Origin of the sequence: Bradyrhizobium sp. RDM12 (assembly GCF_051917485.1) — a bacterium.
Taxonomy (GTDB): Bacteria; Pseudomonadota; Alphaproteobacteria; order Rhizobiales; family Xanthobacteraceae; genus Bradyrhizobium.
In genome coordinates this window covers 6,550,205-6,563,970 of record NZ_CM133064.1, presented here as the reverse complement: position 1 = coordinate 6,563,970, position 13,766 = coordinate 6,550,205, and the positions used below count along the sequence as shown (strand labels likewise).

Below are 13,766 nucleotides of genomic sequence, written 5' to 3'. Positions count from 1 at the left end.
CTATCCCTTCGCCGGACGAAACACGGGGAGGGTGATCTTGTCGTCGAGTGCCTCGAAGGCGACCTCGAGCTTCATGTCGAGTTCGAGCGCCTCCGGTGTCTGCGGGCAATAGATGATGTTGCTCATCATTCGCGGTCCCTCGGCCAACTCGACCACCGCGATCGCATAAGGTGGCGTGAAGCCGGGCGCGGCGGGGCGGTGGTTGATCACGTAGCTGTAGAGAAAACCCTTGCCGCTCGCCTTGAACACCGAAACCTTGCGCGAGGCGCAGGATGGGCAGAACGGGCGCGGCGGGAAGTAGACATGCGCGCAGGCGTCGCAACGCTGCAGGCGCAGCTCCCCTGCTTTGGCGCCGTCCCAGAAATGCTGGGTTTCCGGCGTCGGTTTCGGTCGCGCGCGCTGCGGTTCGGCCATCTCGGAACGCCCTCCTCAGGGACAGGCTTCACGCCCGCCTGTTTCAATCTTGATGCGACAATCGGCTATAGTGCGTCAACGGTCCAGCAGGCAGCATGCATGCCATCATGCGCACAATGCTTGTGTCGAACTGAGCCGGCGCTATAGATTGCGCGCACAATATTCCGTGAGACAGACATGCCCGATTTTCCGACACTGGCGAAGCTCGCCGACGACCTCGAGAGCGGCCGCACCACCTCCCGAAAACTGGTCGAGGCGTGCATCGCCAAGATTGCCGATCCCGCCGGCGAGGGGCAGCGCACCTTCGTCCATGTCGACAAGGACGCCGCGCTTGCGACGGCGGATGCGATGGACGGCTTGCGCAAGGCCAAGGCTGCGCCGTCGCGCTATGCCGGTATCCCGGTCTCGATCAAGGATCTCTTCGACATCAAGGGCCAGGTGACGCGTGCCGGCTCCCGCGCGCTCGACGATTCCCCGCCGGCCGAGCAGGATGCCGCCACCGTGGCGCGGCTGCGCAAGGCCGGCTTTGTCGTGATCGGCCGCACCAACATGACCGAGTTCGCCTATTCCGGCATCGGCATCAATCCGCATTATGGGACGCCGAAGGGCGCCTGGAACCGGGCCGAGGGCCATGTGCCCGGCGGCTCGTCCTCTGGCGCGGCGGTGTCCGTGCTCGACGGCATGGCGCACGGCGCGCTCGGCACCGATACCGGCGGCTCCTGCCGGATTCCGGCGGCCTATAACGGCATCGTCGGCTACAAGCCGACGCAGCGCCGCGTGCCGCTCGACGGCTCCGTGCCGCTGTCGTTCTCGCTCGACAGCATCGGGCCTTTGGCGCGATCGGTCAGCTGCTGTGCCATTCTCGACGCCGTGCTCGCGAACGAGCCGATCGTTCCGCTGAAGCCGCGCCCGGTGAAGGGCATGCGGCTCGCGGTGCCGACCACGATCGCGCTCGACGACCTTGACCCAGCGGTGGCCGAGACGTTCGAGCGTGTGCTCAAGAGCCTTGCCGATCATGGCGCCATCATCGAGCGTATCGAGACGGCCGAATTCCACGACATCGGCCCGATGAACGCCAAGGGCGGCTTTGCCGCGGCCGAAAGCTATGCCTGGCATCGCTATCTCATCACGTCCAAGGGCGACGTCTACGACCCCCGTGTCTCCGTCCGCATCCTGCGCGGTGAGGCGCAGAGCGCGGCCGACTACATCGATCTCCTCAACGAGCGCCGCTCGCTGATCGCCCGCGTCAACGCGCGCATTGCGCCCTATGACGCGCTGGTGCTCCCGACCACCGCCAACACGCCGCCGAAGATTTCGGATCTCGCCGATGACAAGGTATTCACCATCCAGAACCTGCGCGCGCTGCGCAATTGCAGCCTGATCAACATGATCGACGGCTGCGCCATCTCGCTGCCGGCACATCGCGCGGGCGAGGTCCCCGTCGGCCTGATGCTTGCAGGCGCGGGTGGGTCGGACCGTCGTATCTTTGAGCTTGCTGCCGGCATGGAGGCCGTCATTCGTGTTTGACCTGACTTTCACCGTCGACGCCCAGGACACCACCACGCCGCTGACGCTGGCGATCGACCAAATGGTCATCGCCGGCTGGACCGGCCGCGACGCGATCGCGCGCGACAAGCACATCGCCGAGCTGGAGGCTATGGGCATTGCCCGGCCGGCCTCGACGCCGATCTACTACCGCGCCTCGGCGCGGCGGCTGACCCAGGAAGAGAGCATCGAATGCTGCGGTGGCGATTCCTCAGGCGAGGTCGAGTTCGTGCTGATCGGCTGGCAGGGCCGCATCTTCGTCGGCTGCGGCTCCGATCATACCGACCGCAAGGTCGAGGCCTACAATGTCACGGTCTCCAAGCAGATGTGCGACAAGCCGATCGCCTCGACGCTGTGGGAGCTCGAGGACGTCATCGGCCATTGGGACAGGATGATTTTGCGCTCCTACGCCACGATCGAGGGCGAGCGCGTGCTCTACCAGGAGGGCACGCTGGACGCGATGCTGCCGGTCGCCGACCTGATCGCGCGCGGTTTTGAAGGCGGCAAGTTCCCTGACGGCTGCGCCATGTTCGGCGGCACCTTTGCCGCCAAGGGCGGCATCCGCCCCGCGGATCGCTTCGATTTCGAGCTGGAAGATCCCGTGCTGAAGCGCACGATCAAGCACGGCTACGACGTGCTGACGCTGCCGGTGCGGGGCTGAGGTCCATCCTCGCCGTCGGTGCGAGCGAATCTCTTTCCGCCGTCATTGCGAGGAGCTCTTGCGACGAAGCAATCCAGACTGGTTCCGCGGAACGACCCTGGATTGCTTCGCTACGCTCGCAATGACGGGGAGATAGTCGGAAATCGGGTGGCGGCGTGGACGCCGTGTTGCGAAGGTGGCGGCATGACGGCAACAGCACGCAAACCACCCCATCGGCCACCCGCCGACCTAACTGCCCACATCGACGCCCTCGACTGGCCCCAGATCACCGCCGAACTCGACACCCACGGCTGTGCCGTTCTGAAGGGCCTGCTTACGCCCGACCAGTGTGGCACCATCGCCGCTCTCTATCCCGACGACTCAAACTTCCGCAGCCGCATCGTCATGGGTCGCCACGGCTTTGGCCGCGGCGAGTACAAATATTTCTCCTATCCGCTGCCCGATCTCATCACGCAGCTGCGGCCGTTGCTTTATGCGCATCTCCAGGGCGTCGCCAATCGCTGGAACGAGGCGATGGGAATCGACATCCGCTATCCCACAGCGCATGCGGCCTTCCTCAAGCGCTGCCATGAGGCTGGCCAGAGCCGGCCGACGCCATTGCTGCTGCAATATGAGGCCGGCGACTACAATTGCCTGCATCAGGATCTCTATGGCGAGCACGTGTTCCCGCTGCAGGTCGCGATCCTGCTGTCCGAGCCGGGACGCGACTTCAGCGGCGGCGAGTTCGTGCTGACCGAGCAGCGCCCGCGCATGCAGTCGCGCGCCGAGGTCGTGCCGCTGGCGCAGGGCGATGCGGTCGCCTTCGCTGTGCATCATCGCCCGGTGCAGGGGACACGCGGCACGTACCGCGTTAATCTGCGCCACGGCGTCAGCCGTGTCAGGTCCGGCCAGCGCCACACCCTGGGTGTGATCTTTCATGATGCCAAATGAGTGGGATGATTGACGGCTGATTTGTTCGACGACGTCGCAGAAGCCCAACCGTCACGCGAGGAGATCGCGGACGGTGCCGTGCTGTTGCGCGGCTTCGTCAAGGCGATCGAAAGCGAGCTGATTGACGCGGTGCGCGCCATTGTGGCGCAGTCGCCGTTCCGCCGCATGACTACACCTGGCGGTCATCTGATGTCGGTCGCCATGACCAATTGCGGCGAACGCGGCTGGATCACCGATCACACCGGCTATCGCTATGATCCCGTCGATCCGCGAACCGGCGCGCCATGGCCGGCGATGCCGCCGGTGCTTCGCGATCTCGCCCGCCGCGCGGCGGCGCAGGGCGGCTTCCAAAACTTTGCGCCAGATGCCTGCCTCGTCAACCGCTACGAGCCCGGTACGCGGCTGTCGCTGCATCAGGACAAGGACGAGCTGGATTATTCGGCGCCGATCGTCTCGGTCTCGCTCGGCCTGCCCGCGACCTTTCTGTTCGGCGGCATGGCGCGCGCCGACAAGCCGCGCCGTTTCCGGCTCGTCCATGGCGATGTCGTGGTCTGGGGCGGCCCGTCCAGGCTCGCCTATCACGGCGTCGCGCCGCTCGCCGACGGCGAGCACGCGCTGCTCGGCCGAAAGCGGATCAATCTGACCTTCCGCAGGACGCGCTGACCTTATCCCCTCATCCTGAGGAGCGCGCTCTTCGCGCGCGTCTCGAAGGATAGAGGCCGAGCTGTAGCAGCCGGGCCTTTCATGGTTCGAGACGGCGCTTCGCGCCTCCTCACCATGAGGGTCGTCAAGGCTTCGGCGGGTGAATGAACGCCCACGGACTTGTTTCGGAGTCGCGCGTTACCTCGATCGAGATCAGATACGGCCCGCCATGAGCCAGAGCCTTCTCCATCGCCGCCTTGAACTGATCCGGTGCGGTGACGCGTGCAGACGCGACGCCAAAGGACTCCGCTAGCTTGACGAAGTCCGGATTGACGAGATCGGATGCCACCACGCGGCCGTCGAAACGTTCGCGCTGGTCGCGGCGGACATTGCCGTAGGCGTTGTTGTTGAACACCAGCGTCACCACGCCAATGTTGAACTGCACGGCCGTGGCAAGCTCCTGCACGCCGAACATGAAGCCGCCATCGCCGGTGATCGCGACCACCGGCTTGTCCGGGTTCGCCACCTTGGCGCCGAGCGCGGTCGGGAAACCCGAGCCCAGCGTTCCCTGATAGCCCGACGTGATGAAGGTGCGCGGCTGGTAGATCGGGAAGCCGTACCAGGAAGCGAAACCGAACTGCGACAATTCATCAGTCACGATCGCGTTCGCCGGCAGCACCTCGCGCAAAATGTTCAGGTAGGCCATCTGCGGCTGGATGCGCTGGATCTCTGCCAGCGCGGTCGCACTCGCCTCGCGGATCGCGGCGCGGCGGCCGGCGGTCTTGCTGTAGCCCGCCTTGCTGACGGCAGCAGTGAGATCGGCGGTCGCGGTCCTGGCGTCGGCGACGATCGCCGTGTCGGAGATGAAGCGCCGCATCTCGACGGGATCGATGTCGATGCGGATGCTCTTCAACCCGTCCGGCCGATACGGCCAGCGTGACATGGTCGGCAGCTCCAGCCGCGTGCCGATGCCGATCATCAGATCCGTCTTCGGCCACAGCTTGTAGGCAGCGGCCATGGTGAGGCCGAGCTCGTGCGCATTGGAGACGATGCCACGGCCGCTGCGGAAGGCGACGACGGGCGCATCGATCATCTCCGCAAGCTCGAGGATTTCCTCGCGCGCCTCGATCGCGCCGCTGCCGACGAAGATCATCGGCGCCTTGCTGCTCCTGATCAGCGCAGCCGCTTGCTTGATCAGAACAGGATCGGGCCGCGGCGCGGGCAGGGTTCCAGCACCTGTGCGGCAGCGGTGTCGGCGCGCTGGGTAAAGACGTCCCAGGGCATCTCGACCGACGCGGGGCCGCGCCGGCCGGACGTCATCTCCTGGAATGCACGCGCCACGGTGGTCGGTGCGTTGCCGGGATGTTCAATGCGGTCGGCCCATTTCACATAAGTGCGCAAGGTCGCGAGCTGGTCCGGCATCTCGTGCAGATGGCCGCGGCCCTTGCCGAGAAACTGCGTCGGCACCTGGCCCGTCACGCACAGCACCGGCTCGTTGCAGCCGTAAGCGGTGAGCAGCGCCGCGCTGGCATTGAGCACGCCGGGGCCGGGCACCACGCTGAACACGCCAGGCCTGCCGCTGCACCGGGCATAGCCGAATGCCATGTAGCCGCAGGCCTGCTCGTGCCGCGCGCCGATCACCTTGAGCTGAGCCTGGTGGAAGGCGTCGAACAAGCCATAGACCTGCGCGCCGGGCAGGCCGAACACGGTGTCGACGCCATGGGCGACGAGCCCGCTTACGATCGCTTCGCCGCCGGTGAGGGTGGTCATTGCATCATTCCATTCGTGGTGTTGTTCAGGCTTCGTCGACGACGCCGTTGCGTAAAGATCCGATGCCCTCGGCTGCGACCTCAATGACATCACCAGGCTTCAAATAGCGCGGCGGATCGAACCGCGCACCGGCGCCGGTCGGCGTGCCCGTGACGATGATGTCGCCGGGGACCAGAGTCGCGAAAGTCGAGATATAGCTGATCAGATAGCGGAACGGAAACATCAGCCGGCTGGTACGGTCGTCCTGCCGCAACTCGCCATTGACATGCGTGGTGAGCCTGATGTCGGCGATCTGGGATTCCCGCGTGTAGGGCACGAGCCACGGGCCGAGGCTGCCGCTGGAGTCAAAATTCTTGCCTTGCGTGACGTTGAATTTGGCGTGGCGCAGCCAGTCGCGCACCGAGCCTTCGTTGCAGAGCGTGAGCGCGGCGATGTGATCGAGCGCGGCGCTCTCCTTGATGTGCCGCCCGGGCTTGCCGATCACCAGAACGATCTCGCCCTCGTAATCGAGCTGCGCGGATGCGCGCGGGCGCACCAGCGGCGTGTCATGGCCGACGAAGGAACGGGGCGAGCGCATGAACATGCTCGGATATTTCGGCGCGTCCTGGCCGTCCTTGTACTCGGCATTGCGGTCGGGATAGTTGACGCCGATGCAGATGATCTTCTCCGGCGCAGGCACCGGCGGCAACCAGGTGACGTCACCAGGCGTATGATCCGGCGTAAGGCTGGCGGCCGCTTCGGCGAGACTCGCGAGCTTTCCTGCCGCGATCGCCTCGCGCAGCGTCGGATAATCCTTGGCGTGGCGCGGGGAAAGATCGACGATGCCGCCCTCCAGGACGGCGCCATAGCGGGTTGCACCCTTGACGGAGTAGGTGGCGAGGCGAGGGAGCTTCATCACTTAATCCGCCACCAGCACGTCGGCCACGAACTTCGGCTCGCGCACGGCTTGGCCTGAGAACAGCGAGCCTTGCTCGAACCATGAGCGCGGTGCCGGCGCGCCCCACAGGGTCTGGCGGCGCGGATCGCGCAACGACCAGCGCAGCGGCTCGTGGTCGTGATCGCCCGTAAAGTAGTCGCTGGTGTAGAGCTCGAGACGATGGCCGTCGGGATCCCTGACATAGAGGAAGAACGCGTTCGAGATGCCATGGCGTCCCGGTCCGCGCTCGATATTCTTCACAAAACCCTGGGAGGCCATGACGTCGCAGAGATGGATGATGTTCATCGCCGTCGGCGTCCAATAGGCAAAGTGGTGCAGGCGGGGGCCCTTGCCGTTGGTGATGGCGAAATCGTGGACATTGCCCTTGCGGTGCATCCAGGCAGCCGCGATGCGCCCGTTCGGCCCGTCCTCTTCGGCATATTCGGTGAGGCGAAAGCCCAGCCGCGCATAGAACTCGACCGTGTCCTGCACCTCGGCGGCGAAGACGTTGAAATGATCGAGCCGCTGCGGATGGCATCCCCTGTAGAGGTCGTAGCGGCGGAGCAGATGCGGCCTGCGGTCCATCGACGCATAGAGCTCGATCTGGAAACCGAAGGGATCGGTGAACTGCAGCGTGCGGCCCTGGAACGGCTGGTCGGCGAAAGCGTAGCCAAGACCGTTCTCGGAAAGAAACCTTGCGGCCTTGTCGAGATCGCCGTCATTGCCGACCTTGAAGCCGAGCCTGTTACAGGCGGGCGCTGCCGCCTTGCGCAGCACCAGCGAGTGATGCTGATGCTCCTCGGCGGCCCGCAGGTAAACGAATTTGTCGTCGGCCTCCTCGACATGCAGGCCGATAGTGGTCTCGTAGAACGCGCGACTCAGCTTCAGATCGGTCACGTCGAGCACGACATGGCTGGAGCGGATGATGTTGAACGGCGGGTCGAAGATGTGTTGCGGTACGGGCATTGCGTTTCCCCTCGGATTTGTCATTCCGGGGCGCGCGGAGCGCGAGCCCGGAATCCATTCTTCCACTATCTCTGCTGCGCGATGGATTCCGGTTCGGCTCTTCGAGCCGCCCCGGAATGACAATCAAATTCCCAGCTTCTGAATCTTGTGCGTGCCTCGTGCCAGCGAGACGTGCTTGGTTTCCATGTAGAAGTCGAACGAGTAGTCGCCGCCGTCGCGGCCGATGCCCGAGGCCTTCATGCCGCCGAACGGGGTCGGCAGATGGCGGACGTTCTCCGAGTTCAGCCAGATCATACCGGCCTCTAGCGCGTCGGCGACGCGCAAGCTCCGGCCGACATCGTTGGTCCAGACATAGCCGGTGAGGCCATAGCGGATGTCGTTGGCGATCTCGATTGCCTCCGCTTCGTCCTCGAAGGGCAGCACGGTCAGGAAGGGGCCGAACACCTCTTCCTGCGCCACCCGCATCTTTCGGCTCGCCCCGGTGACCAGCGTCGGCTCGACATAATGTCCGCCGCCCGGGCCGTCATAGGCCTTGCCGCCGACGGCGATCGTGGCGCCGTCCTGGCGCGCCACGTCGAAATAGGAGCAGACTTTTGCGAGGTGCCGCTCATGGATCAGGGGCCCGATCTCGGTTGAGGGATCGAGGGGATGGCCGACTTTCAGCGCCTTCACGCGCGCGGTCAGCTTTTCGACGAACGTGTCCGCGATGCTCTGCTGGATCAGCAGGCGGCTCGACGACGTGCAGCGCTCGCCATTGAGCGAGTAGATCATGAACACGACCGCATCGAGCGCGCGGTCGAGATCGGCATCTTCGAACACGATCACCGGGTTCTTGCCACCGAGCTCGAAATGCACGCGCTTCAGGGTCGGCGCGCCCTGCACCATGATCGCCGATCCCGTCGCGCTCTCGCCGACGAAGCCGATCGCCTTGATGGCGGGATGTTCGGTCAGCGCCTTGCCGGCCTCTTCGCCAAAACCGTGCACCGTGTTGAGCACGCCATCGGGCACGCCGGCTTCCTTGACGAGCTTGGCCAGAATCGATGCCGTCACCGGCGACCACTCAGCCGGCTTGTGCACGACGGTGCAGCCCGCAGCGAGGGCAGGGGCGATCTTCCAGGTCGACAGCATGAACGGCGTGTTCCAGGGCGTAATCACGCCGACCGGGCCAATTGGCACGCGGGTGGAGATATTCCAGTGCTCGTCGCTGGGCGTGTTGAGGCCATCGCGCGCCTCTCCGCATTTGTCGGCGAAGAACCGGAAGTTTTCCGCGGCGCGGATCGCGGCCTTGGCCATGAAGCGATATGCCTGGCCGGTGTCGATGCATTCGAGCACGGCGATGTCTTCGGCATTATCTTCGATGGCGTCGGCGACGCGATGCAGCAGCTTCTTCCGCATTGCGGGGCCCATGTCGCGCCATGACTTGAAAGCCAGCGCGGCAGCAGTGGCCGCGGCGTCGATGTCCTCGGCATTGCCGCGGGCAACGCTTGCGAGCGTTGCGCCATCGACCGGCGACTTCGTCTCAAACCTCTCGCCCGAGATCGACGGCACGATCTTGCCGTCGATCATATGGCCGATGCCGTCCGCCTGCAGCTTCTTCAGCAGCGGCGCTGCGCGGTCGCGGTTGGCCTGGAATACATCGGCTTTGGGTACGGGCTTATCCATGGGCGGCCACCAATTTCAATGCATCGTGGATGTTGTTGCGCTTCCAGCTGGTGTCCTTGTCGTTGATCTGCATGTCGAACGACAAGGCGAACTTGCTGGCGGCGAAGACCGGATCGAGATGCTTTGAGAGCGCCTGGAAGACATGCTCGCCGGCCTTCTGCCGCGTGGCGAGGTCGCGGCCCTCGCCGATGCGCAGCACCATGTCGAGGAAGCCGTAATCGTGCCTGTTATCGGCGATCGCATAGTGCTCGCACCTGACAGCACGGACCCGGATGCCGCCGAGCGGGAAGATGCCGGTCTCGACGGCCGCCTTGCGCACGATCTCGCAGACGGCGCCGATGTCGAGACGGCTATCGAGATTGGCCGAATATTCGATCGTGAAGTGCGGCATGGCGGTTTCACTCCTGTATTTTGTTCGTCAAGCGAAGTAGCAGCTGACCGAGCCGTAGGCGCCATAATCGGCTTGAATTGTGTCGCCCTTGCGGGTCTCGATCGGACGGATGAAGGAGCCGGCGAGCACGATTTGGCCGGGCTCGAGCGCAAGACCAAGCGGCGCGATCTTGTTGGCGAGCCACGCAACCGCCGTCGCGGGATGATTGAGCACACCGGCGGCGAGGCCGGTCTCTTCGAGCTGGCCGTTCTTGAAGCAAAGCGCGCCGATCCAGCGCAGATCCGCATCGAGCGGGCGGATCGGCCGGCCGCCGAGCACGATGCCGGCATTCGCCGCGTTATCGGCGACGGTGTCGTAGATCTTGCGCGTGGCTTTCGTGTTGGGATCGACGCGCTCGATGCGCGTGTCCAGAATCTCCAGGGCCGGAACCACGAAGTCGGTGGCATTGAGCACGTCGAACATCGTGCAGTCGGGGCCCTCGAGCCGCTTGCTCATGACGAAGGCGAGTTCGGCCTCGACGCGGGTCGCGATGAAGCGCTCGGTCGGTACCATGCCGCCATCGGCGAAGAACATGTCGTCGAGCAGCACGCCGGAATCCGGCTCGTCGATATCAAGCGCGCTCTGCATCGCCTTCGAGGTCAGGCCGATCTTGTGGCCTTTGACGCGGCGCCCCTCGGCGATCTTGATGTCGACCCAGGCCTTCTGAATCGCGTAGGCATGGGCGATGGTGATGTCGGGAAAATCCTGCGAGAGCTGCCGGATCTGTACGCGGGTCTTCTCCGCCTGGTGCAGACGGTTCGCGCAAGCCTGGATATCGTCTTTGGAAAGCGCCATCGGTGAACGACCAAAATCGTGGTGCCCGAAAATACTTAACATGTTAAGTGAATGCGTCAATCATAATTCGGGCTTGCTGCACTGCAAACATTGCAGTCTGAAAGGGCGTTATGACGAAGAGACCGGCTGATCCCGCGAACGCGAGCCCGCCTGCCGCGCGGCAGGTGCCGATGCGCGACTTCTCGCGTTCGCTGCCGATGTCGCTGCTGCGGGCGCGCGAGGCGGTGATGCGGCAATTTCGCCCATCGCTGCGCGAGCACGGCCTGACCGAGCAGCAATGGCGCATCCTGCGCGCGCTGGCGTCCATCGAGGCCGCCGAGGTCACGGAACTCGCTCGCACCGCGTTTCTGCTGGGGCCGAGCCTGTCGCGCATCCTGCGCGACCTCGAGGCGCGCAACCTGATCGAACGCAAGACCGCGAAAGCCGACCAGCGCCGCAGCATGGTCTCGATCTCCAGGGAGGGCGTGAAGCTGATGGCGTCCGTCGCGCCGTCCTCGGAAGCGATCTATGCCGAGATCACGCAGCGCTTCGGCGCGGGCAAGCTCGCCGAGTTGCAGGAGATGCTCGGAGAGTTGGAGGTGTGCCTCGCTTCCGCGGACGCGCGAGATGAGATCACGGACGATGCGTAGCGGCAAATTTGCATGATGACGTTCCCGTCACGCATGACTGTCGTCGTTGCATCGCGCGTGGGTAGCGCGCGCGACGCGAAATGCGCGAAATCCCCTAGAAAAGCAGCCGAGAATAGATTGACGCCGCAGGTGTTCATCATCTCCGGGCGCAAGCTCTCCGCACATAGTCGATGATATCTCAATATCAATTTACTCACGGCGTGAGAATCCGTAAGTAGCATCCGGCTCTGTATTCAGTAACACAGCCAAACGAGAAGGGCCGACAAGGACGCCCGGCCTCAGGGAGAAATGTATGAGACTGACGAGACGCGACTTCGCTGCCGGAATTGCTGCCGGTATTGCCGCGCCATACCTCATCAAGAGCGCAAATGCGCAGGGCGCCACCATCAAGATCGGCATGTGCGCGCCCGTCACCGGTCCCGCCGCTGAATCCGGCGGCTACGCCATCAAGGGCGCCAAGCTCGCGCTCGACGCCGTCAATAAGGCCGGCGGTATCCTGGGAAAGCAGGGCGAGCTGATCGTCGAGGACGACCAGACCACCAATCCCGGGATCGTGCTTGCGTTCTCGAAACTCGCCGCGCAGTCCGACATCGTCGGCTTCCTCGGCTCGATCCGTTCGACCCAGGTGCATGCGATGGCGCCCGACGTCATCAAGCTCGGCAAACCCGTGATGATCGGCGGCACCGATCCGAACCTCACCCATATGGGCAATCAGTGGCTGTTCCGCTGCCGACCCAATGACAGCTATTCCGGGCGCGTCATCGCCGAATACGGCGTCAACACGCTCGGCAAGAAAAAGTGGGCCGTGCTGCACTCGACCGACGCCTTCGGCACCGCCGGCGGCAAGGCGCTGACGGAAGCGCTGACCAAGGCCGGCGCGCCGCCGGTGCTGGATCAGGGCTACGCCAACCAGAGCCAGGACTTCACCCCCGTCGTGCTCGCGATCAAGCAGTCGGGCGCCGACATTCTCGGGTCCTACTTCACCTTCGAGAACGATCTCGGCATCTTCGCCCGCCAGCTGCGCCAGCTCGGCGTCAACATCCCCTGGGTCGGCTCGCCCTCGATCGTCAACATCACCGCGTTGAAGCTCGCCGGTCCCGCGCTCTACAACACCTATGGCGTCGCCGACTATGCCGAGGATTCCAGCGAGGGCTCGAAGGCGTTCGGCAAGATGTATCGCGAGGTGGTCAAGGTCGCGCCTGACAACCAGAGCTCCTGGACCTTCGATGCGGTCAACGTCCTGTCGGCGGCGATCAACAAGGCGGGCTCGACCGATCCCGGCAAGATCCGCGAAGCCATCCTGGCGACCAAGAAGTTCGCCGGCGCCGAGGGCGAATACAATTTCGACCAGAACGGCGACGGTCTCCACGGCTACAACATCGTGAAGAACGACAAGGGAAATATCGTCTTCGACAAGCATATCGAGTCCAACGACTGAGGTTGAATCGACCTCCTCGATTCCGATCGAGGAGGTCGAACGCCGTTCAGCGGACTACTCTGACCTCCAACAGAATGCTTGTCATGGATCTCGCCCTCCAACTCCTGTTTACCGGCATCGGTATCGGCGCCGTCTACGCGCTGGTCGCGCTCGGCTTCGTGCTGATTTTCCGTGCCACCAATGTGGTGAACTTTGCCCAGGGCGAATTCTCCATGGTCGCGGCCTATCTGATGGTCGTCGCGGTCGAAGCCGGTCTGCCCTATTGGGCGGCCTTCATCGTGGCGCTGCTCGGCATGGCGCTGCTCGGCGTCGTCTTCAATCTGGGTGTTTACTATCCGTTGCGCCACCGCACCTATCTGCCCGTGATCATCGCCACCATCGGCGCCTCGATCCTGCTGGCGAACTCGGTGCTCGCGATTTACGGCCCGCAGCCGCAGGTGCTGCCGGGCTGGTTTGACACGCCCGGCATCCAGCTCGGACCGGTCTATCTCGACAGCCAGTATCTCCTGATCATCGGCGTCACCATCTGTCTCGTGATCTTCAATTTCTGGTTCTTCGAGAAGACGCTGCTCGGCAAGAAGCTGCAGGCGACCTCGCAGGACAAGGAAATGGCCTCGCTGCTCGGCATTTCCGTTTCGACCATGATCATGATCACCTTCATCTATTCGGCGGTGCTCGGCGGCCTTGCCGGCATTCTCGTCGCCCCCGTGCTGTTCGTCTCGATCCAGATGGGCTCGACGATCGCGCTGAAGGCGTTCGCGGCGACCATCATCGGCGGCTTTGGCGACGTCGCCGGCGCCATCATCGGCGGTCTCGCGCTCGGCGTGATCGAAACCTTGGCGCCGCCTACATCTCGGTGCCCTACAAGGACGGTTTTGCCTTCCTGGTGCTGATCGCCTTCCTGATCTTCCGGCCGCAGGGTATCTTCGGCGAACGCGTGGCGGAGAAGGCATGAGCGCCCCAGCGAC

The 13,766-nt window shown here is 64.2% G+C and carries 12 protein-coding genes and 2 pseudogenes; 7 read left to right on the top strand and 7 right to left on the bottom strand.

Translation table 11 applies throughout. The annotated features are described in order from the left end of the window. On the bottom strand, positions 1 to 414 hold the full coding sequence (locus ACTGJ9_RS32120; RefSeq protein WP_456674320.1) for a Zn-ribbon domain-containing OB-fold protein: 414 nt from the start codon (positions 412 to 414) through the stop codon (positions 1 to 3). A 177-nt stretch (positions 415 to 591) separates the two neighbouring features. On the opposite strand from ACTGJ9_RS32120, the gene ACTGJ9_RS32115 reads away from it, so the two are divergent. The 4 genes from ACTGJ9_RS32115 to alkB all read left to right on the top strand — a co-directional run bounded on the left by ACTGJ9_RS32115 (position 592) and on the right by alkB (position 4,213). Continuing rightward, positions 592 to 1,941, top strand: coding sequence for an amidase (locus tag ACTGJ9_RS32115; RefSeq protein WP_456674319.1), 1,350 nt, complete (start codon positions 592 to 594; stop codon positions 1,939 to 1,941). After that, on the top strand, positions 1,934 to 2,620 hold the full coding sequence (locus ACTGJ9_RS32110; RefSeq protein WP_456674318.1) for a DUF2848 domain-containing protein: 687 nt from the start codon (positions 1,934 to 1,936) through the stop codon (positions 2,618 to 2,620). Before ACTGJ9_RS32115 ends, ACTGJ9_RS32110 begins: the two co-directional genes overlap by 8 nt. Before the next feature lie 183 nt (positions 2,621 to 2,803). Further along, the gene (locus ACTGJ9_RS32105) at positions 2,804 to 3,550 is read left to right on the top strand and encodes a 2OG-Fe(II) oxygenase (RefSeq protein ID WP_456674317.1); all 747 of its coding nucleotides are present in this window, start codon (positions 2,804 to 2,806) and stop codon (positions 3,548 to 3,550) included. A 9-nt stretch (positions 3,551 to 3,559) separates the two neighbouring features. Continuing rightward, a complete protein-coding gene (gene alkB / locus ACTGJ9_RS32100; RefSeq protein ID WP_456674316.1) occupies positions 3,560 to 4,213 on the top strand; it encodes a DNA oxidative demethylase AlkB in 654 nt (217 codons plus the stop codon). 124 nt (positions 4,214 to 4,337) lie between these two features. On the opposite strand, the pseudogene ACTGJ9_RS32095 reads toward alkB, so the two are convergent. The 6 genes and pseudogenes from ACTGJ9_RS32095 to hpaH form a co-directional block, all read right to left on the bottom strand. Further along, positions 4,338 to 5,962, bottom strand: a pseudogene (locus ACTGJ9_RS32095) (thiamine pyrophosphate-dependent enzyme). Between the two features lie 25 nt (positions 5,963 to 5,987). Beyond that, positions 5,988 to 6,857 carry a fumarylacetoacetate hydrolase family protein gene (locus tag ACTGJ9_RS32090; protein ID WP_456674315.1) on the bottom strand — a complete coding sequence of 290 codons (870 nt, stop codon included), beginning with the start codon at positions 6,855 to 6,857 and terminating at the stop codon, positions 5,988 to 5,990. 3 nt (positions 6,858 to 6,860) lie between these two features. Continuing rightward, positions 6,861 to 7,844, bottom strand: a complete 984-nt coding sequence (hpaD, locus tag ACTGJ9_RS32085; RefSeq protein WP_456674314.1) for a 3,4-dihydroxyphenylacetate 2,3-dioxygenase — start codon at positions 7,842 to 7,844, stop codon at positions 6,861 to 6,863. A gap of 123 nt (positions 7,845 to 7,967) precedes the next feature. After that, positions 7,968 to 9,506 carry a 5-carboxymethyl-2-hydroxymuconate semialdehyde dehydrogenase gene (hpaE, locus tag ACTGJ9_RS32080; RefSeq protein ID WP_456674313.1) on the bottom strand — a complete coding sequence of 513 codons (1,539 nt, stop codon included), beginning with the start codon at positions 9,504 to 9,506 and terminating at the stop codon, positions 7,968 to 7,970. Beyond that, complete coding sequence (locus tag ACTGJ9_RS32075; protein WP_456674312.1) at positions 9,499 to 9,897, bottom strand: 5-carboxymethyl-2-hydroxymuconate isomerase; 399 nt, start codon at positions 9,895 to 9,897, stop codon at positions 9,499 to 9,501. The genes hpaE and ACTGJ9_RS32075 overlap by 8 nt, the downstream gene beginning before the upstream one ends. A 27-nt stretch (positions 9,898 to 9,924) precedes the next feature. Continuing rightward, positions 9,925 to 10,731, bottom strand: a complete 807-nt coding sequence (hpaH, locus tag ACTGJ9_RS32070) for a 2-oxo-hept-4-ene-1,7-dioate hydratase (RefSeq protein WP_456674311.1) — start codon at positions 10,729 to 10,731, stop codon at positions 9,925 to 9,927. A 110-nt stretch (positions 10,732 to 10,841) separates the two neighbouring features. Between hpaH and hpaR the strand changes: the two genes are divergently transcribed. The 3 genes and pseudogenes from hpaR (at position 10,842) to ACTGJ9_RS32055 (ending at position 13,753) form a co-directional block, all read left to right on the top strand. Beyond that, positions 10,842 to 11,360, top strand: coding sequence for a homoprotocatechuate degradation operon regulator HpaR (gene hpaR / locus ACTGJ9_RS32065; protein ID WP_456674310.1), 519 nt, complete (start codon positions 10,842 to 10,844; stop codon positions 11,358 to 11,360). Positions 11,361 to 11,652: 292 nt separating this feature from the next. Continuing rightward, positions 11,653 to 12,798 (top strand): ABC transporter substrate-binding protein, encoded by a 1,146-nt coding sequence (locus ACTGJ9_RS32060; RefSeq protein WP_456674309.1) that lies wholly within the window; start codon positions 11,653 to 11,655, stop codon positions 12,796 to 12,798. A gap of 83 nt (positions 12,799 to 12,881) precedes the next feature. Next, a pseudogene (locus ACTGJ9_RS32055) lies at positions 12,882 to 13,753 on the top strand (branched-chain amino acid ABC transporter permease). Positions 13,754 to 13,766 lie beyond the last annotated feature (13 nt).

Bases quoted from the DNA above. Each gene is read 5' to 3' on its own strand.
- ACTGJ9_RS32075 (WP_456674312.1), bottom strand. From the start codon at position 9,897: ATGCCGCACTTCACGATCGAATATTCGGCCAATCTCGATAGCCGTCTC.
- hpaE (WP_456674313.1), bottom strand. From the start codon at position 9,506: ATGGATAAGCCCGTACCCAAAGCCGATGTATTCCAGGCCAACCGCGAC.
- hpaD (WP_456674314.1), bottom strand. From the start codon at position 7,844: ATGCCCGTACCGCAACACATCTTCGACCCGCCGTTCAACATCATCCGC.
- hpaH (WP_456674311.1), bottom strand. From the start codon at position 10,731: ATGGCGCTTTCCAAAGACGATATCCAGGCTTGCGCGAACCGTCTGCAC.
- ACTGJ9_RS32105 (WP_456674317.1), top strand. From the start codon at position 2,804: ATGACGGCAACAGCACGCAAACCACCCCATCGGCCACCCGCCGACCTA.
- ACTGJ9_RS32060 (WP_456674309.1), top strand. From the start codon at position 11,653: ATGAGACTGACGAGACGCGACTTCGCTGCCGGAATTGCTGCCGGTATT.
- ACTGJ9_RS32115 (WP_456674319.1), top strand. From the start codon at position 592: ATGCCCGATTTTCCGACACTGGCGAAGCTCGCCGACGACCTCGAGAGC.
- ACTGJ9_RS32090 (WP_456674315.1), bottom strand. From the start codon at position 6,857: ATGAAGCTCCCTCGCCTCGCCACCTACTCCGTCAAGGGTGCAACCCGC.
- hpaR (WP_456674310.1), top strand. From the start codon at position 10,842: ATGACGAAGAGACCGGCTGATCCCGCGAACGCGAGCCCGCCTGCCGCG.
- ACTGJ9_RS32120 (WP_456674320.1), bottom strand. From the start codon at position 414: ATGGCCGAACCGCAGCGCGCGCGACCGAAACCGACGCCGGAAACCCAG.